Below are 18,061 nucleotides of genomic sequence, written 5' to 3'. Positions count from 1 at the left end.
GCTGGGTGTCATGAGTGACGAAATCATTGTTAACCAGGATGACTGGAGCCTGCATCGCAAAGGATATTTTGATCAAAGCCGCCATAAAGAAAAAGTTAAAGAGGCCATTAAAAAGCAGTTGGGAGATCTCATTATTGATGAGAGTATTATCTTAAGTGATGGGAAAAAGACCATGAAAATACCCATGCGCTCTCTTGAGGAGTTTCGATTTCGATATGACTTTAATAAGAAAAATCATACAGGTCAGGCAAATAAAAAAATGGCTCAAGGAGATATATTAGCTCGGGAGAGTTCAAAAAAATCCGGAGCAGGGAATGGTCCGGGGGCAGGTGAAGAACCAGGAGTAGATATCTACGAGGCAGAAATCACGTATGATGATTTAGCGTCAATTCTTTTTGAAGAACTAGAGCTGCCTAATCTCGATGATAAAAAGCGCCCCTTAATTGCCCATGATAAACCTGAATTCAATGATATTCGCAAAAAAGGTTTAATGTCCAATATTGATAAAAAGCGAACGCTTATAGAAAGTATCAAACGTCAAGCGATTAAAGGGAAAAAGGAGAATCTAAGAATTAGCCCGGATGATTTGCGTTATAAAACCTGGGAGACTCATCCGAATTTTGAAACTAATGCTGTCATTTTTGCAATGATGGATACTTCGGGATCAATGGGGCAGTTTGAAAAATATATTTCGCGTACGTTCTTTTTTTGGATGGTGCGTTTTCTGCGTCAAAAGTACGAAAATGTAGAAATGCGTTTTCTTGCCCATCATACCGAAGCTAAAGAAGTCAATGAGGAAGAATTTTTTACTCGCGGGGAAAGCGGAGGAACACGTTGCTCTTCAGTTTATCAACTTGCATTGGATTTAATTGAGCGTGAATATCCTCCTGAACATTATAATATCTATCCCGTCCATTTTACAGATGGAGATAACATTGGTTCCGATAATTCAAAAGCATTGACACTCATGCAAAGGCTTGTCGATGTGAGCCAAGTCGTAGGGTACGGGGAAATACTTCGGACGCACTATTCCAGTACCTTAATGTCTACACTTAAACGAATCACAGACCCTAAACTTAGACTCGTAACGATTCGTGATCGAAATGAAGTCTATAGTGCTCTAAAAGCTGTTTTCTCAGAAGGTCAATCATAAATGGATGATAAGGTCTATGTTGGGGTCTAAACCTGGGGGTGGTGGATCATGGAAAATGAAATTACCTTATTGGGAAAATATGCCCAGGAGATTGCCGCTATTGCCCGAAAATTGGGATTGGATTTTTATCCAGTTCACTTCGAAGTATGTCCAGCTGAGGCGCTCTATACATTTGGAGCTTATGGAATGCCGGTAAGATTTACGCATTGGAGTTTTGGTAAAGCTTTTTATCGCTTAAAAATGCAATACGACCTGAATTTAAGTCGAATTTATGAACTGGTGATCAATTCAAACCCGTCTTACGGATTTTTGCTTGAAGGGAATCGTTTGATCCAAAATAAGCTTGTTATGGGGCATGTCTACGCCCATGTTGACTTTTTTAAAAACAATCACTATTTCAAACGTACACCCCGTGATATGGTTGAGAGGATGGCCGCCCATTCGGAACAAATTCGAAAGTATGAGCTTATTCACGGACGAGAAAAAGTTGAGCAAACCCTGGATGCTGTCTTGGCTATTCAAGAGCACGTCGACTTTAGGGCTCATTTAGGTGCTAAAATTGAAAACGAAAAGACAAAAGCTCACTCTAAAAAGAGCAGTTCTCCTTACGAAGATCTATGGGAAGAGGAAAAAACGGATGAAGATCTACAAGAGAAGCGAGAGTATGAAGATTTAGTACTCTACATTTTAGAGAATTCTCCAACTTTAGAGGAGTGGCAGCGTGATATTCTGAGCATGATCAGAGAGGAGTCACTCTATTTCTTTCCTCAAATTGAAACAAAGATTATGAATGAAGGATGGGCTACATTTTGGCATTCCCGAATTATGCGTGAGCTGGATTTAACGGATGAGGAAGTTATGGATTTTGCAGTAATGCATAGTCAAGTGGTTCAACCGTCACGCTTATCCTTAAACCCCTATTACCTGGGGGTGAAAATATGGGAATCGCTTGCTGAGAAAAAGGATTTAGAGTATTTATTTGAGGTTCGAGAAGTTGAAAACGATGTTTCCTTTATTCGCAATTATTTAGATCGGGAACTCGTTGATAAATTAAATCTATTTAATTACCGCAAAGTAGGAGCGAATTGGCAAGTAACAGATACTGAATGGGAAAAAGTTCGTAATAGCTTAGTTCAACAATTAGTCAATGGAGGCCATCCAAGAATAAACGTTGTTGATGGAGATTATGAAGGGAAGCGGACACTATATCTCAGGCATGCCCATGAGGGGCAAGATCTTGATGTTGTTTATCTGGAAAAGACATTAATTTTAGTGCAAAGTTTGTGGGGGAGAGCAGTTGCCCTTGAGACAATTGTAGATGGCAAAAAGATTTTATTTGAATGCCAAAATGGTGCTGTATCCCGTAAACAGATCACCCGACAAACAGAAGGCGAAAGGTAAGAAGGATTATTTTAGTCGGGCTTCTGGCAAGTTATACTTCACTGTGGTAAAATCAGCATGGTATATTTTTTACCATGCTGATTTGTTAAGTGGATTTATTTTAAGGGGGAGAAAATTGGAAGCGATATTATCACAATTAGGTCAATTCGTGATTCATTTGATCTCGAGCATGGGGTATTTTGGCGTTTTTCTTGCCATGGCGATAGAAAGTGCGTGTATTCCTTTACCAAGTGAAATCATTTTACCTTTTACCGGGTATATGGTATATTTGGATCATTTCCAATTTTGGCCGGCTACAATAGCAGCTACTGCAGGAAATCTTTTTGGAGGGCTTGTAGCCTATTATGTCGGGTTCTGGGGCGGTCGGCCTTTTATTAAACGCTATGGACATTACATCTTTATTAAGGAACGGGAGCTTGCCTGGACAGATCGCTTATTCAACCGTCACGGTGAAGTTACGGTTCTCCTCGGCCGGATTTTGCCGGTTGTTCGTACTTTTATATCCCTGCCTGCAGGGATTGCAAGAATGAATCCTGTTAAAATGGCGGTATATACGGTAATTGGTGCATTCCCCTGGTGTATGTTTTTGATTATCGTCGGTGAAAAGCTCGGGAAAAATTGGAATACTCTAAAGCCACTGTTTCATCGTCTTGACCTTATTGTCGGAATCTTAATTGTATTCGGTCTAGGTTATTGGTTTATGCACCGAAATAATAGCAGAAGATAGTCTAACTCCTTCTATTTATCTTTGGATTGATGATTCATAAGGGGAAATTAAATTATGAGCGGCTTGGAGCATTATTTGCTGAGTTTTATTTTCCATTATCGATATATTGGACTTTTTACGGTTCTTTCTTTTGGTATGATTGGAATGCCCGTACCTGATGAATTCATCATGGCTTTCAGCGGTTTTCAAACGTCCGTAGGTCATATGGATTTTATGAAGACATTATTGCTTGCATCCGTAGGCAGTTTTCTGGGTATTAATTTGAGTTATTGGATTGGACGGCGTTTGGGTATCCCATTTCTTCATAAGATTGCTCCATTTTTGCATATGAATGAAAAAAAGATAAAGAAAGCAGAGATCTGGTTCCAAAAGTATGGAGAACGGCTTATCGTCATTGGGTACTTTTTCCCGGGTTTTCGACACTTCGTTGCTTACTTTTCAGGTATGAGCGAGGTGGATTATCGACGCTATACCGTTTTATCTGGAATAGGTGCATTGCTTTGGACAAGCACGTTTATAACGCTGGGGAGACTTCTCGGAAAACATTGGCAAGAAATAGTTCCTTTACTCCATCGTTATTTATCGCGTGGAGGACTTATTCTTGCTTTAATAATTATACTTGCTTATCTGATCAGTACAAATTGGAATAAATCTAAGAATTATCAGGAGTAAAATTGATTTTAAAACCTAATTATAGTTATGTGGTAATTTAGGCGAAAAATGGTTATAATCAAAAGGAATCTGAAATTGGAGGGAAAAGCTTTGACTACTCAGGATGTAAGCAAGAAAAACCCAGTTGTCACTATTGAAATGGAGAATGAACAAAAAATTAAGGTTGAACTTTATCCGGAAGTTGCTCCAGAGACTGTTGCTAACTTCATCTCTTTAGTAAAAAAGGGATTTTATGATGGAGTTATTTTTCACCGCGTTATTCCTGGGTTCATGATTCAGGGCGGAGATCCGGATGGAAATGGAACTGGCGGGCCAGGATACAGTATTAAAGGGGAATTTACAGCAAACGGTTTTGAGAATAACCTCAAGCATGAAAGAGGGGTTATTTCAATGGCCCGCACAGCTAATCCGAATTCGGCAGGTTCTCAATTCTTTTTAATGGTTGCAAATTCTCCTCACCTTGACGGACAATATGCTTCTTTTGGCCGTGTGATTGACGGTATGGAAGAAATCGATCGAATTGTAAATGTAAAACGAGATTATCGTGATAAACCTTATGAAGATCAGCACATGAGCAAAGTTACAGTTGATGAATAGGTTATAAAATTAAGAGCATTAAGAAAAGAAGGGCTTTGACCCCTTCTTTTTAGCATCTGATGGCAAATCAGGTGATATTAAATAAATTGCCTGGAGGAATGATATGCTGGATCTTATGCGTATTTTTGTTCAGGTCGTTGAAGAAGAGAGTTATACCCTGGTTGCACGTCGTCTTGGAGTCAGTCAGCCTGCTATTTCTAATCATATGCGCACTCTTGAGGAGAAAATGGGGGTAAAGCTTTTTCAGCGGCATGGTAAAGGTTTTGTTCTGACTCGAGAGGGTGAGATATTTTATCATCATTCTCAACGTATTCTGGAGGAGTGGAGCCGGCTTAAAGAAAATCTGGACGTGAGTTGTGATGAAATAAGGGGAAAAGTACATATTGGCGCTTCAAATATTCCGGGAGAATATTTGCTACCCAATACGTTAGGACCCTTTCAGAAAAATTATCCTAAAATCAGTTTTAAATTAACGGTTGGTGATAGTTTAGAAATTGCGGATAAAGTTCGTTCGCAAGAAGTTGATTTCGCTGTCATTGGGTCTAATTTTAATACGGATAAGTTAAATTCCGTCTTATGGATGACTGATCAGATTAAACTCGTTTTTCCAGAGGATCATCCGTTAAATGGATTAGATGTCATATACGCCAAGGATCTTAGAGATTATCCGATGGTTATCCGTGAATATGGATCTGGTCATAGAAGTGCTATTGAAGATGCTTTTTTAAAATTAAACTTGCGCCTTGATGACTTTCAGATCAGTCTGGAAGCTGGCAGCACAGAAGCGGTTAAAAATGCAATTAGGTCCGGTCTCGGTTATGCTTTTATATCGATTAGCGCGTTGCAACCCTATGACAGTGGTTTGATCGTACGGGATGTCGATGGCTTAGAAATTAATCGAGGTTTTTATCTATTAACCCGCCGCAATAAACTGTTAACGAAACCAGCACGGCTTTGCTATGATTTTTTAGATAGCTATAGGGTTGAAAAATACATTATCAATTAAACTTGAGAGGGGGAGCCTATTATTGGAATGGTTTGTCTCCCGCTTTAATCAATTGGCCTTTGATGCTTTACATGAATATAATTTGGAAACAGTTTACCCGATTACATTAATTTATGGACCTTGCGGTGTTGGTAAAACTGAATTGCTCAGAATGGTTTATCATCAGAATAAAAGCCCTCAAGTCTTGTTGATGGATGCTCAGATCTTTAGTCAAAGATATGTTCTTGCGGCTCAAAATCACTGCCTTAGTGAGTTTCGTACGCGGATAAGAAATCATAAATTATTGATTTTGGACCAACTCGAAAGACTTGAAGGTAAGAAAAATTCACTTGAGGAACTCCTTCATACTCTAGATTCATTAACAAATAATGGTGCAAAGATCATTGCCAGTTTTCAAGGAGAACCTCAGAGGGCAGCTTTCCTAACCAAAAGATTATATTCACGATTGTTTGGGGGATTAACATTACCCGTACTCACTCCAACTACTCTTGAGTTAGTGGAATATGCCAGATTCTATGCACGATCTCGATCCTTAATCATTCAAAAGGATATTCTTTCGAAGCTTGCAGCCCAAGCTGAAAATTTAACGGATGTTCAGAAGCTTTTAAATGAATTCGTTAAGTTTACAGAAAATGATCTTAAGGCATCGTCCTATGAATGTTGGGAAGAATATTTAATGTTATATAGGGAAAAGAATAGCTTAAAGTTAATACCTGATAACGTGATTCAAAAGATAAGTGAGATGACAGGAATACTAGCGGAGGAGATTAAAGGAAGTTCTCGTGTTCCTTCAACAGCAGCTGCTCGAAAGTTTGCGGTATACGCGATTCGAAAACTATGCGCCTTGTCATATCCTCAATTAGGAGTATATTTTCAACGGGCACATAGTGTAATGATGAAGTCATATCAGCAATTTGAGGATATGCAGAAAGAAAACCCAGAATGGAGACAAAAATTCGAAATTCTAAAGGCCTATTTTGATAAGGGTGAGGGGTGATTTTTTGAATCATAAAGTTCAAAGCATCGGAGTCCTAACGAGCGGGGGAGATGCCCCTGGAATGAATGCCGCTATTCGGGCGGTAGTACGAAAAGGTATTTATCATGGACTAAAAGTGTACGGTATTGAAAGAGGGTATGAAGGACTCATTAATGGTATTTTCAGGGAGATGAGTTTGGGTACAGTCGCAGATATTGTTCATCGCGGCGGTACAATGCTGATGACTGCACGTTCCCAGGAAATGATGACTTCTGACGGTCAGCGCAAAGCAGCTGATCAACTGCGTAAGCAGGGGATTGATGCATTAGTCGTTATTGGAGGAGACGGATCATTCCGAGGAGCGCAAACTCTTTCATCACAAGGGATTCCGATTATAGGAATCCCGGCGACGATTGATAATGATATCCCTGGGACAGATTTTACAATTGGGTTCGATACTGCCCTAAATACTGTCATAGAATCCGTCAGTAAAATTCGGGATACGGCAACTTCTCATGAACGAACATTTATCGTAGAGGTTATGGGAAGAGAATCTGGGAGCATCGCTTTGCATGCTGGGCTGGCCTGCGGGGCTGAATCAATTATTGTACCAGAGATCTCCGTTGACTTAAAGGAAGTCAGTTCAAAGCTCCTACGCGGCCATCAGAGAGGCAAAAATCATAGCATTATTATAGTTGCTGAGGGTGCCGGCAGTGCATGGAAAATAGCTGAGGATCTTCGCTTAGAAACCGGATTTGATACCCGAGTCACGATTTTAGGCCATATCCAGCGCGGGGGTAATCCAAGTGCTTTAGATGTGGTTATTGCTTCAGAAATGGGGGCGAAGGCCGTTGAATTGCTTCGCTCCGGTCAGAGCGATCAAATGACAGCCCGAGTCAGCCAAGAGGTGATCGGGCTGCCTATGGAGGTCGCCTATGGACCCCGTAAACCGTTTAACTATGACTTATATGAGCTGGCAAATCAGCTTTCAATTTAACGGTTTTATAACTGTAGATAGCGCACTTCGAATGGAAGTACGCTATTTATTTTCCTCTGCTTAAGCCGGAAGGAATTTCGATGATATGAGTCGAATTCTTCTTTTTAAGAGGTGAGACGCGTGGGGCGGATTTTTGCTCTAGATATAGGTACAAGAATGGTCATGGGCTTAGTTATGGTTAAAGAAGAGGAAAGATATACGATTCTTGCCAGCGCTCAGACTGAGCATCGCCAAAGAGCAATGTATGATGGACAGGTTCATGATATTGAAGAAGTAGCTCAGGCTGTATTAAGAGTTAAAACGGAGCTGGAACAAAAAATTAATCAGCCTTTACAATCTGCAGCTGTTGCGGCAGCAGGCCGTGCTTTAAAAACTGTAATTACTTCCTATGAAAGGCACGAAGCTTTTCCGATCATCTGGGAACGAGAAAATGTTGTCAGCCTGGAAATGGAGGCTGTTCAGCAGGCACTCCGTGAAATAGATGGGGATGAGGAAAGCAGTGCATACCATTGTGTCGGTTATTCGACCATTGAAAGATGTCTTGAAGGACAAAAAATTTCTAATCTCATAGGACAACGCGGTAAGGATGCTCAAATTAAGGTTATCACTACATTTTTGCCTAGAACTGTCGTAGATGGTTTAATAGCAGTGGTTCAGCGAGCAGGACTTATAATGGAAAGTTTAACGTTGGAACCGATCGCAGCGGGATTGGCAGCTATTCCCCGGGATATGCGCCGTATGAATCTCGCCTTGGTTGATATCGGTGCGGGTACAGCTGATATTGCATTAACGAAGCAGGGAACTTTTTTTGCCTATGGAATGGTTCCAATGGCAGGGGATGAAATAACAGAACAGCTCTGTCAAACCTATTTACTCGATTTTCAAACTGGGGAAAAATTAAAACGGAGCATTAGAACAAAAACACGTTTAAGCTTTAAAAATTTTCTGGGAGAGAAGAATTCACTTTCTAAGAATGAGGTTCTGGAATGTATTACGCCGGTTGCTATGGAATTAGCTCAAAAAATTGTTGCGGAAATTATAAGGTTAAACGAAGAAGCTCCCCATGCTATAATTCTGATCGGGGGAGGAAGTTTAACACCGTTGCTTCGTGAAATGATTACTGAAATTATCGATTTGCCGGCTAATCGGGTTGGAATTCAGATCCGGGAAAGAATTGACGGGATTTTCGGTGAACCGGGAATTAAAGGCCCGGAAGTCATTACACCCATCGGAATAGGAATTTCAGCCTTAGAGGGTTTAGGATTACGCTATTATGAAGTAGAGGTTAATTCGACGCCGGTATCCATTCTGGAGCTTCAGAAAACGACGGTCACAGATGCGCTGTTATCTGCGGGAATTTCCCCAAAATCATTATTAGGAAGACCAGGGAGGGCATTAACCTTCGAGATGAATGGCGAAGTCAAACTGGTTAAAGGAAGCTTAGGTCAACCCGCGGCATATTTTGTTAATGGTCAGCGCGTAAGTCTTGATTATGTATTAGCTCCAGGTGATCAAATTGAATTTATACCAGGAATTTCTGGAGACTCTGCTCAAATTCGCACCCATGAGATATTTCCCGATTTAGCGGATAAAAATATAACTGTTAATGGAGAATTCTTCTTGTTTGAACCGCTATTTTTTAAGGAGGGTGAGCGACTTGATCGTAATTCGGAGATAATGGATGGGTGGAAAATAGAATATGTTGCCAATCAGACATTGCGTGATCTCTTACTGCAAATGCATTTACCTTTAGAAAATAGACAGCTTCTCCACTTTAAAATTGATGGAAAACCGCAGGAATATGAATTGCTTCGTGAGATATTAATTAATGGTCAGCAGACCAAGTTAGACAGTAAAATTAATAATCAAGATAAAATTGAGATCAGAGAGCCTAAAGTAAAGTTATCTGATTTAAATTTACAAGCATCCCCTATGCATTTCCACATTAATGGGGAGGAAATAGTTTATCCGTCTCAGATATTGAAAATTTTTTCGCGGGGACAGCATCTGACACTTGAGGATTTAGTGACCGACGGCATGGAGATTCGACTGGAAGGCTATGGTGATATGCCTATTCTGTCAGATATACTTCCCTATGTAAAATTACCTGAACCGATGGGTACGGGAGAAACTCTTAAAATTTTTGTAAATGGCCTTCCGGGAGAGTTTACAACTTCTCTTCGTAATGGAGATCGTATTGAAATCTCATGGAATAATCTTATTAAGGAGAGGAGTGTTTAAAGAAATAAATTTGAATATGGTATTATAGAAAATAAAATATAATGTTATTCTTACAGTTGATGGTTGATTTTGATATCTTGACAAAATTCAATTAGAACCTAAAATAAATTTGGAGGTGTACATGATGTTATTAAGTTGGATTGTCGGTCTTATTGCAATTGCTACATTTATTGTTACAGGTTTTGCAGATTCTCTGAGTGGAAAATCTAAATCTTCTACCTATTTCCAAAAAGTTCAAACACCTGCAGGAAAAGATCTTCGTGAAGCAAATATTCCCGATCCTTCTGAATATGATCCATTTTTCTCTCATTTGAATGCGCAGTAAAATGTGAAAAAAATACTAAAGGCTTGATGATAGCATCAAGCCTTTAGTATTGCTGTAATACATAAGCCATATAAAATATGGCAATTTAATTTTAGTATACGTTTACCGGCAGTGTTTTAAGGGCAGATTAACTAATAATTAGGGGGTTATTATGCATCAATATTGGTTTTTTATTGGGAATTTCCCGGTACGTGCGTACGGAACATTATTTGCTTTGGCCTTTATTTTAGGCATTGGAGTCACAGTTTATTTTATCAAGGCTGAAGGAAAACAAGAATGGGTTGAGCCTTTTTTAGATTTAGCTCCCCTTCTGTTAATAGGGGGCTTAATTGGTGCTCGATTTTGGCAGGTGTTTTTTTTCGAGTGGCCCTACTATCGGGAAAATCCACAAGAAATTTTGGCAGTTTGGCATGGAGGATTGTCCATTCAAGGCGGAGTAGTCGGGGCCTTACTTTTAGGTGGTTGGTATATATGGAAAAAGAAGCTTCCATTTTGGGAATTAGCTGATCTGGCTGCCCCGGGGCTTATTTTAGCGCAAAGTATTGGTCGGGATGCCAATTTAATGAATGGAGATGCTTTTGGTGGACCCACCGGAGGTGATTTCGGGCTTATCTTTCCGGAAGGCACAATTGCCCGTGCTACGTTTGGAACACAGCCTCTTTGGCCTGCAGAAGTGTGGGAAGGTCAGTTTGATATCATTCTTTTTGCTTTGCTGGTTATATTAAAAACCAGAAAGTGGCCTTCTGGAGTGATTTTCCTAGTTTATGTAGCTGGCTACAATGCTGTTCGCTTTTTCCTAGAGAATTTCAGGGGAGACAGCTCTCGTTATCTTTTCAATTGGACTGCGGCTCAATGGAGCAGTATAATTGCTGTGGTTCTAGCGCTTCTTCTAGTCGTATGGCGTTTTCATCGTCAGAAGGTAACGCTTTCGAAACAAACAGCCGAAAAAGAATAAATACAGTTAGATAATAAAAACGTACTTCAAAGAGGTTTACTTAAATGAAGTACGTTTTAAATATTCTATCCAATTTTAGTAAGTTCTCCTGGCACTTGTTCAATCGTGCAAAAATCTGTTTCTTCAAGACTCAGGATTTGCTGAATGGCTTCCAGATTTTTATTTTGTTTTTCACGAGGATTTAGGTTTAATTGCTTAATTGAAGCGAGTTGATCAATAAGGCTTGGATCTAATGTAATCTTTAGAATGGCTTGAGTTCCCGTAAAATAAAACTGGTAAATGTGTTCATGGGTTTCCTCGATTATTAGGGCTCCACGGCCAACGGTTGCTTTATTGATAATTTGCAATGCATCCAAAGCGCAAGAGTGTGTTGAAGCTTTAACTAAGAGTTCAGAATCTGGAGTTGGACGTAAACCCAACTCTTTTTGAGCGATAACGGCGACACGATAGCCTAAAGCAATACCGGGGCAAGTATGACCATGAAAGTCAATGACTTGTTCCCAAGGGGTTTTTTCAGTGCACATCTCATTTCCTCCGCTAGATAGCTTTTTTCTTTTATTTTATAGCGTATACTCTGAAAATGGAAGCGATTATGTCTTGTTAATGTTAAATTTAGATTATTGAATCTAGCGTTTGAGAATTGCTCCTATTATACCGCCTAATGAGCTGCAGACCAGGGAAATAATCGATTTTTCACCAAAGTTTAACCATGACGGTGAACTCGGAGCTAAAACGGCAAAGACCAACAGTAAGAAAAGAATGAAGCCAATCCCTATGGCTAGACCATAATAAAGTCCTTTAGCACCAGCTTGATATGAAGCAAAGGCAGCACCTAAAAAGACGCTGATTCCGAAAATAAATTTAAACAATAATTCAGATTCGGGTATACTAGTAAAAGCGAGTAAAAGGCTAAAAAACAGGGAAAGAATAAGGGCAAAAAGAACAGAAATAAGAATTCCCTTTGCAACAAGGCTAAATTTAAAGGACGTTGGCATACTTGCATTCCTCCTTTGGCTAATAGAATTTATGCTAAAGAAGAAATGAGTATTCTTAATCTACCTTATTTTATTCGTGGTATAATAAAACAAGGTGAATAATCACAGGCGGAGGAGGAGATATGGCCATGAAAAAAATGGTACCAGATTTTTTCAAAATGAAAGCAGAGCACGAAAAAATTACAATGCTTACGGCTTATGATTATCCAGGAGCGCATTGGGTTGAAGAAGCAGGCTTAGACATGATTTTAGTGGGTGATTCATTGGGAATGGTTGTACTAGGATATGATTCGACTGTTCCGGTCACAATGGATGATATGATTCACCATGCGAAAGCTGTACGTCGTGGTGCTCCTCAGACTTTTGTCGTTGTTGACATGCCGTTTATGAGTTACGCGACAATTGATTCGGCTCTGTTAAATGCAGGCCGGCTGATTCAAGAAGGAGGCGCGGATGCAGTTAAATTAGAGGGCGGAGAAAGTTTTGCGCCGATTATTAAGACATTAACTCAAGTAGGGATTCCTGTTGTCGGTCATATTGGATTAACTCCTCAAACGGCAACCCAACTTGGCGGCTTTAAGGTTCAAGGACGTGATCTTGAGAGTGCAAAGCAACTTATGAGAGATGCCCGTGCACTGGAAGAGGCCGGAGTAATGAGTATTGTTTTAGAAGCGATTCCTGCAGAAGTGGCTAAAAGGATTACCCGGGAAATAACAGTCCCTAGCATTGGTATCGGAGCAGGTAAGGATTGTGATGGACAAGTCCTCGTAATTCATGATTTATTAGGTATGTTCGACCGTTTTAAACCGAAATTTGTTAAATCCTATGGTGATGTTAAGGCACTTGCAGTTCAAGGAATTCGTGAATATATTACTGAAGTTAAACAGCAAAACTTTCCTGCCAAAGAACATGAATTTAAATTATCTGATGAAATTGTAGAAAAACTGTATGGTAAAGATTAAATAATGGATGATTCGACTCAAAATTGAATATAATATTCAAAGTAGCTATCCTCTGAGATATTTTATCCTAGGAGATGAGCCCTTTGAAATTGAGAGAGAAAACTCATGCAAAATTTGTTGCATTTTTCGAAGATATAGCCAGGAAGAATAAGGGAAGAGAGTTTGAGTTAGCTTTTTCAGAAATTCAGTATGAAACGGGGACTGCTAGTGTAACCCTTAAAAGGGCTCTTCAGTCTCTTGAAGCGGACGGTTGGTTAGAGATTAAACCTGGCCGAAATAGTCGCTATGCTCGTTTTCGTGTTCTCTCAATTTCCGAAGCAGAACAACAAACTCTAGAAGAGGAAGCCCCGTCAAAGGAAAGTGTTAACACACAAAGTATTATTGAAGATTTTACAAATCAAATAGATGCTTTAAGAAGAAGAATCCGGACTCAGGAAATGGCAATTGCCTTACTCCAGGAACGTTTAGCAGAAGTTGAAGATAAACTTTTAAAAAGGTAAATTTACCAGTCCTTTCATCAAGAAATTTAAAAATAATCGTGATATAATACATTGTACCCTGCGTTGTGCGTAAAACTTTCTTTGGTTTTGATCCTATTTATGTTTAGGGAACTGGAATGATCCTTCCTGTACGTCAAGCCCTTTATTGGGAAGATGGAAAGTTTGATCTAGGTGCCCACCTGCGAGAGCAGGGTCAGAAACCTGGGGTTTTACGGCAAGGCGGGGAGGGTAGGGACATGTGCCCTACCTTTTTTATAATTAATGAAATAATATATAATATTATAAAAGTATTGAAGAGGAATGAGGTTATGACGAGAATCATATTAACTCGACATGGGGAAACACTTTGGAATCTTGAGGGACGAGTGCAAGGAGCTAAGGATTCTCCTTTAACAGAAAGAGGTATTCATCAAGCTCGAGTTTTAGGTCAACGTTTAAAAAGTGAAGGAATAAGTACGATTATTTCAAGTGATTTATCTCGGGCTATTGCAACGGCACAAGAAATCCGTAAAATTTTGGAACTTCCAGAAGTATTAATTTCATCTGAGCTCAGGGAGATATCCTTTGGGGAATGGGAAGGTCAAGCTTGGCGGGAGTTACGCCAAACTGATCCAGAGCGTTTTGTACTTTGGGATCAAGGTCCGCATCAAGTTAAGATTCCAGGGGGAGAAAGTATGAGTTCAGTTACAGAGCGCAGCTGGAACTTCTTGCTTAGCTTACCTGTTAAATATCCTGGACAAACTTTATGCCTTGTGACGCATGGAATGACTTTACAACTTCTTATAAAAAAGGCGTTGGGTTTATCCCTTGAGGATTGGACGAATGTACCTTGGCAGTATAATACAGCCGTTAATATTTTAGATCTATCGAATGATGGTAAAGTAAATCCGATTTTGATTGCAGATCACAGGCATTTGGAAATTGTAAAAAATTAATGAAACCGAAGCCTAAATTAAATCGTAAAAAAATAATCACAAACAAAAGCAGGTATAAACTTTTGAGTCTATACCTGCTTTTGTGCAACATCTATTTTCAAATTTTAAGTTGAGCTGCCATTTTGCCAGTCAGTGTCAAAAGTCTGAATTAATTTAGTTGTTGCAGCAGGAGAAGGGACGGTAAGCGATAATTCATGGTTATTAAAGAAAGTAAGATATGACCAGCCAGAACTGCTAAAAATAAAAGTGTTTCCGTCAAAAATTCCAAGATTGAATCCAAGCGGCTGATTGTTTTTTTCTTTATAAAATCGGACTTGTACGCCAGCCGATTTCAATTGTTCTAAAATCACAGGCGTTGATTTAGCTTTATTGGCATCGAGCAAAATACGAACATCACGGCCCTTAGAAGCAGCATTTGTTAATGTTAGAATGGTATCCTTATCTGATACTTCTGTAGCCTCGATCCAGATGCTTCGAGAACTGGAGGATATTTGTTCAGTAATTTGCTGCCTAATATTAGCAGTTGTAGCTGGGGTAATATTATCTTCGGTAAGTGAAGTCGTTTTTGGCACATTAAGAGATAAAGTTGTAGTAAACTCCCAGTCTCGGCTGTAAACAATATTAGCTAATTTCCAGGCGGTTTTATCCTTTAAAAGTACAGCCATATTTGCCGCATTCCAGCCGTCACTGGACCAGTTAGAGGAATAGACGATAGCCTGACTGTAATCAACGACAAGAAGTTTTACATGGTCGTACTGTCCTTTGCGTGCTGGATAAAACTGAGCAGAAACTTGATTATTTTTAAGTTCATTTAAAGTCGTGCGATTGGCGGTTTGAAATTGATCCAATAAAACACGAACATCTAAGCCGCTTTTTGATTTTGAAATAAGCAGCTGCGATAATCTATCGTCAGCAAATACTCCCTGCTCGACGTAAATTGATTTTTGAGCAGAATTTATTAATTGAACGGTTTGATTATAGATTTCATCCTGTGTTAACAAGATGGATTCCGCTGGCAAATTCGAACTGGCAAGCTCTTTCTTCTTCATATACTTTTGTAAATTTAAAGAGCAGCCAGAGAGTAAGATGGAGATCGATATAAATATGAGAAAAAATTTCTTGAACATGGACATTTATCCTTTACTTTTTCTTCGGTTATATCGCATATATCGCAAATAATTATAGCATAAATCTTTCATATTAAAAAATTGGTCTATTCATCGGTTCCTCTTCATAAAAATTGGCAAGCACAGAAAGGAAAAAGGAGACCGATATCGATGAAGGGACTAAAAATCTTCACAATTTTTCAAGTCATGCTTTTTTTTCTGTTCGCTGGTCCATCCATGACTCAGGCTCAACCTCAAACGAAGGAGGTTGAATTTAATGCTGGAAATGCTTACGAACATGCACGATATCTATCTGAAAAAATCGGTCCACGGCCTGCAGGAAGTAAGGGAGAACAAAAAGCCGCTCAATATATTCGTTATATTTTGGAACAGGCAGGGTGGAAGGTAAAAGAACAACCTTTTAGCAAAGTAATTGTGCAAAATGATCCGCTAAATCCGGAGAATCGAATCACAATCATTAATAGTCAAAATATCATTGCCGAATTACCGGGTCAAATTTCGGAAACCGTGCTTTTAGGGGCTCATTATGATTCCGCTGACTCGTCAGCACCTGGAGCTGTAGATAATGCCTCTGGAGTTGGTGTTCTGCTCGAGCTCGCGAAAATCTTAGGAAATAAACCTCATCGAGAAACCTATCAACTTATATTTTTTGGAGCTGAGGAAGCCGGTTTAGTAGGTTCTGAGTATTATGTCTCTCAAGCTGATCTTTCAGCAGTTCGCTGGATGATCAATTTGGATATGGTAGGAACTCCGCTTGAAGTTGATATTGCGGGAAAAACTTCTTCACCTCCAGAACTTGTCCGACAGGTTGTTAAGGTTGTCAATCAGGAAGGTGTACCTTTTCATCTGAGCCGAGATTTCTTAGTTATGACCAGAGGTGGAACCCAAGGCGGTAACAGTGATTTCAGCTCGTTTTTGGATCATGGTATTCCTTCTATTGGCTTTGGCATTTCGGGCCGACCCGAAGGATATTTTCACCGACCGGAGGATCAGATTGATAAATTGCCCCTTCAGGATATTGATCGAATCGGACCTCTCATTTTAGAACTCATAAAATCGGTCCAATTGCCGTCTGCCGGTCCGCAAAACTGGGATTCTTCCTATCTCACATTTCAACTCGGGTCGCATGTCTTTATATTACCGACTATGGGGCTTCGCCTTCTTTTTGTAATTATTCTATTTTTTACCGGATATCTTTTGGTACGTGTATTTATAAATAAGAAAAGAGTTAATGCGAAGAATATTGGATATTATTTGCTTGGGATTTTATCTCTTGCCGGACTTGCTGTGGGAGTAGTTTCATTAAGCGGTGCAGGAGAGATTCTATATCAAAAGATCAAGGAAACTGAAATCCTTTGGTTTGCTTATCCAGGTTTATTCTTGGTTATACGGTTTCTCCTGGGTTTAAGTCTTATTCTATTAGCTATGAGGATTTTAAAAAAAATCCCTTTGCCCCGTTCTGAGAATTTCTATTGGTTAGCTGCAACCGGATCATTGTTGCTGATTACAACCTTTCTAGCTCTGTATCGCCTTGATATTGCGTATCCCTTTTTATTCTGGTTATTATGTATAGATTTGCTTTATTTTTGGCCAAATCTGCTATTAGTTTTAATTGCACCTTATTTTATTTATCATATCCATTGGGAACTGCTTAATTCACATCAATGGAGCAGTTTTTATGAAATTCTTCATCTTTATCCAATTCTATCTACGCTTGTTTATTCCGGCCTTTTAATGCCTATTCTTTTCTCGGGGATGTATGTCGTATTCAGAAGACCCAAACATATAAAACTGATTTTAAAGATAACCAAAGTACCTGCATTTGTCACGATTATTTTAAGCCTAATCCTTATTGGCTTTATTCCAAGCTATACGCGTGCTTACCCTCAAACCATTCGCGTTCAAAAAGAATGGGCAGGTAATCAAACGGCTCAATATCATATTGTTTCGCACGATTTTATTCCTAAAGATATCTCCAAAGGGTTTAATCAAAGGCCAAGCAAAAATATTTACCTTTCAGCACAAGCAGATAAGCCTCCTATGAGTTTAGAAGGAGTAGTTGTTGATAAAGGAAGCAGATCGTTTAATTTAAGCTTAAAGATGAATTATGTTCGTGAACCTTATCGTGTTCAGATAAAATTGACAAGTTCTAAACCTTTTTATATTACACAGATGGATGACTTCCTGCCGATAAATAAACTTCCCCGTAAGGTCAAATTAGAAGGTAAAGAAAGGAAAGGACAGTATGAGCTTATTCTTGAACGAACTCCTCCTCAGAAACCGGTTTTACAATGGACTATCGAAGGTGAAAGTACAGTCCAAGTGACTACCGAAATCAGTTTCCCTGATTTAAAGCCAAATCTGACTTTGGAAAAATCGAATTTGTCTGTAGACTATTTAGAAATTTATCGCTCTGAATTTCAATTTTAATTGGAAAATATTCAACGGTATATATAGAGGCCGTAAAGAAAAAATTAATAATAAGGGGGTCG

At 39.3% G+C, this 18,061-nt stretch carries 18 protein-coding genes and 1 other RNA gene; 16 read left to right on the top strand and 3 right to left on the bottom strand.

Annotated elements, in window-relative coordinates:
* The first annotated feature begins 10 nt into the window (after positions 1 to 10).
* The 11 genes from yhbH to lgt all read left to right on the top strand — a co-directional run bounded on the left by yhbH (position 11) and on the right by lgt (position 11,050).
* Positions 11 to 1,153, top strand: a complete 1,143-nt coding sequence (yhbH, locus tag ACHOLT_RS14615; RefSeq protein ID WP_425802036.1) for a sporulation protein YhbH — start codon at positions 11 to 13, stop codon at positions 1,151 to 1,153.
* A gap of 48 nt (positions 1,154 to 1,201) precedes the next feature.
* A complete protein-coding gene (locus ACHOLT_RS14610; protein WP_425802034.1) occupies positions 1,202 to 2,554 on the top strand; it encodes a SpoVR family protein in 1,353 nt (450 codons plus the stop codon).
* Between the two features lie 169 nt (positions 2,555 to 2,723).
* The gene (locus ACHOLT_RS14605) at positions 2,724 to 3,281 is read left to right on the top strand and encodes a DedA family protein (RefSeq protein ID WP_425808085.1); all 558 of its coding nucleotides are present in this window, start codon (positions 2,724 to 2,726) and stop codon (positions 3,279 to 3,281) included.
* Between the two features lie 54 nt (positions 3,282 to 3,335).
* A complete protein-coding gene (locus ACHOLT_RS14600; protein WP_425802032.1) occupies positions 3,336 to 3,953 on the top strand; it encodes a DedA family protein in 618 nt (205 codons plus the stop codon).
* A gap of 138 nt (positions 3,954 to 4,091) precedes the next feature.
* Positions 4,092 to 4,550: a peptidylprolyl isomerase gene (locus tag ACHOLT_RS14595; protein WP_425808083.1), complete on the top strand. Its 459-nt coding sequence runs from the start codon at positions 4,092 to 4,094 to the stop codon at positions 4,548 to 4,550.
* Positions 4,551 to 4,653: 103 nt separating this feature from the next.
* Positions 4,654 to 5,556: a selenium metabolism-associated LysR family transcriptional regulator gene (locus ACHOLT_RS14590; protein WP_425802030.1), complete on the top strand. Its 903-nt coding sequence runs from the start codon at positions 4,654 to 4,656 to the stop codon at positions 5,554 to 5,556.
* A 22-nt stretch (positions 5,557 to 5,578) separates the two neighbouring features.
* Positions 5,579 to 6,553 carry a DnaA ATPase domain-containing protein gene (locus ACHOLT_RS14585; RefSeq protein WP_425802028.1) on the top strand — a complete coding sequence of 325 codons (975 nt, stop codon included), beginning with the start codon at positions 5,579 to 5,581 and terminating at the stop codon, positions 6,551 to 6,553.
* A gap of 4 nt (positions 6,554 to 6,557) precedes the next feature.
* Positions 6,558 to 7,529: a 6-phosphofructokinase gene (gene pfkA, locus ACHOLT_RS14580; RefSeq protein WP_425802025.1), complete on the top strand. Its 972-nt coding sequence runs from the start codon at positions 6,558 to 6,560 to the stop codon at positions 7,527 to 7,529.
* A gap of 120 nt (positions 7,530 to 7,649) precedes the next feature.
* Entirely contained in the window at positions 7,650 to 9,770 is a 2,121-nt protein-coding gene (locus ACHOLT_RS14575) for an ATPase (RefSeq protein ID WP_425802022.1), read from the top strand.
* Between the two features lie 121 nt (positions 9,771 to 9,891).
* Positions 9,892 to 10,095 (top strand): hypothetical protein, encoded by a 204-nt coding sequence (locus ACHOLT_RS14570; protein WP_425802020.1) that lies wholly within the window; start codon positions 9,892 to 9,894, stop codon positions 10,093 to 10,095.
* 151 nt (positions 10,096 to 10,246) lie between these two features.
* Entirely contained in the window at positions 10,247 to 11,050 is an 804-nt protein-coding gene (gene lgt, locus ACHOLT_RS14565; RefSeq protein WP_425802018.1) for a prolipoprotein diacylglyceryl transferase, read from the top strand.
* A 65-nt stretch (positions 11,051 to 11,115) separates the two neighbouring features.
* On the opposite strand, the gene ACHOLT_RS14560 is transcribed toward lgt, so the two are convergent.
* On the bottom strand, positions 11,116 to 11,574 hold the full coding sequence (locus ACHOLT_RS14560) for an FmdE family protein (protein WP_425802016.1): 459 nt from the start codon (positions 11,572 to 11,574) through the stop codon (positions 11,116 to 11,118).
* A 102-nt stretch (positions 11,575 to 11,676) separates the two neighbouring features.
* On the bottom strand, positions 11,677 to 12,045 hold the full coding sequence (locus ACHOLT_RS14555; RefSeq protein ID WP_425802014.1) for a TIGR04086 family membrane protein: 369 nt from the start codon (positions 12,043 to 12,045) through the stop codon (positions 11,677 to 11,679).
* Positions 12,046 to 12,173: 128 nt separating this feature from the next.
* Here ACHOLT_RS14555 and panB point away from each other — a divergent pair, with 128 nt between their 5' ends.
* The 4 genes from panB to ACHOLT_RS14535 all read left to right on the top strand — a co-directional run bounded on the left by panB (position 12,174) and on the right by ACHOLT_RS14535 (position 14,442).
* On the top strand, positions 12,174 to 13,007 hold the full coding sequence (gene panB / locus ACHOLT_RS14550) for a 3-methyl-2-oxobutanoate hydroxymethyltransferase (RefSeq protein ID WP_425802012.1): 834 nt from the start codon (positions 12,174 to 12,176) through the stop codon (positions 13,005 to 13,007).
* Positions 13,008 to 13,090: 83 nt separating this feature from the next.
* Positions 13,091 to 13,507 carry an IclR family transcriptional regulator gene (locus ACHOLT_RS14545; protein WP_425802010.1) on the top strand — a complete coding sequence of 139 codons (417 nt, stop codon included), beginning with the start codon at positions 13,091 to 13,093 and terminating at the stop codon, positions 13,505 to 13,507.
* 52 nt (positions 13,508 to 13,559) lie between these two features.
* Positions 13,560 to 13,737, top strand: a non-coding RNA gene (ssrS, locus tag ACHOLT_RS14540) — 6S RNA.
* A gap of 78 nt (positions 13,738 to 13,815) precedes the next feature.
* On the top strand, positions 13,816 to 14,442 hold the full coding sequence (locus ACHOLT_RS14535) for a histidine phosphatase family protein (RefSeq protein WP_425802008.1): 627 nt from the start codon (positions 13,816 to 13,818) through the stop codon (positions 14,440 to 14,442).
* A 104-nt stretch (positions 14,443 to 14,546) separates the two neighbouring features.
* Here ACHOLT_RS14535 and ACHOLT_RS14530 read toward each other — a convergent pair whose 3' ends face one another.
* Positions 14,547 to 15,491, bottom strand: a complete 945-nt coding sequence (locus ACHOLT_RS14530) for a phospholipase D-like domain-containing protein (RefSeq protein WP_425802005.1) — start codon at positions 15,489 to 15,491, stop codon at positions 14,547 to 14,549.
* A 228-nt stretch (positions 15,492 to 15,719) separates the two neighbouring features.
* On the opposite strand from ACHOLT_RS14530, the gene ACHOLT_RS14525 reads away from it, so the two are divergent.
* Entirely contained in the window at positions 15,720 to 17,999 is a 2,280-nt protein-coding gene (locus ACHOLT_RS14525; protein ID WP_425802003.1) for a M28 family metallopeptidase, read from the top strand.
* The last annotated feature ends 62 nt before the right edge of the window (positions 18,000 to 18,061 follow it).

Origin of the sequence: Desulfitobacterium nosdiversum (assembly GCF_049860565.1) — a bacterium.
GTDB classification, from domain to species: Bacteria; Bacillota; Desulfitobacteriia; order Desulfitobacteriales; family Desulfitobacteriaceae; genus Desulfitobacterium_A; species Desulfitobacterium_A nosdiversum.
The sequence above is the reverse complement of the archived record's forward strand: the minus strand, read 5'-3'. Positions and strand labels throughout refer to the sequence as shown.

Excerpts from the sequence above, each read along its gene's own strand:
- ACHOLT_RS14605 (WP_425808085.1), top strand. The coding sequence starts at position 2,724 with ATGGGGTATTTTGGCGTTTTTCTTGCCATGGCGATAGAAAGTGCGTGT.
- ACHOLT_RS14610 (WP_425802034.1), top strand. The coding sequence starts at position 1,202 with ATGGAAAATGAAATTACCTTATTGGGAAAATATGCCCAGGAGATTGCC.
- ACHOLT_RS14525 (WP_425802003.1), top strand. The coding sequence starts at position 15,720 with ATGAAGGGACTAAAAATCTTCACAATTTTTCAAGTCATGCTTTTTTTT.
- ACHOLT_RS14555 (WP_425802014.1), bottom strand. The coding sequence starts at position 12,045 with ATGCCAACGTCCTTTAAATTTAGCCTTGTTGCAAAGGGAATTCTTATT.
- ACHOLT_RS14560 (WP_425802016.1), bottom strand. The coding sequence starts at position 11,574 with ATGTGCACTGAAAAAACCCCTTGGGAACAAGTCATTGACTTTCATGGT.
- ACHOLT_RS14600 (WP_425802032.1), top strand. The coding sequence starts at position 3,336 with ATGAGCGGCTTGGAGCATTATTTGCTGAGTTTTATTTTCCATTATCGA.
- ACHOLT_RS14535 (WP_425802008.1), top strand. The coding sequence starts at position 13,816 with ATGACGAGAATCATATTAACTCGACATGGGGAAACACTTTGGAATCTT.
- ACHOLT_RS14595 (WP_425808083.1), top strand. The coding sequence starts at position 4,092 with ATGGAGAATGAACAAAAAATTAAGGTTGAACTTTATCCGGAAGTTGCT.
- yhbH (WP_425802036.1), top strand. The coding sequence starts at position 11 with ATGAGTGACGAAATCATTGTTAACCAGGATGACTGGAGCCTGCATCGC.
- ACHOLT_RS14590 (WP_425802030.1), top strand. The coding sequence starts at position 4,654 with ATGCTGGATCTTATGCGTATTTTTGTTCAGGTCGTTGAAGAAGAGAGT.
- lgt (WP_425802018.1), top strand. The coding sequence starts at position 10,247 with ATGCATCAATATTGGTTTTTTATTGGGAATTTCCCGGTACGTGCGTAC.
- panB (WP_425802012.1), top strand. The coding sequence starts at position 12,174 with ATGAAAAAAATGGTACCAGATTTTTTCAAAATGAAAGCAGAGCACGAA.
- ACHOLT_RS14570 (WP_425802020.1), top strand. The coding sequence starts at position 9,892 with ATGATGTTATTAAGTTGGATTGTCGGTCTTATTGCAATTGCTACATTT.
- ACHOLT_RS14530 (WP_425802005.1), bottom strand. The coding sequence starts at position 15,491 with ATGAAGAAGAAAGAGCTTGCCAGTTCGAATTTGCCAGCGGAATCCATC.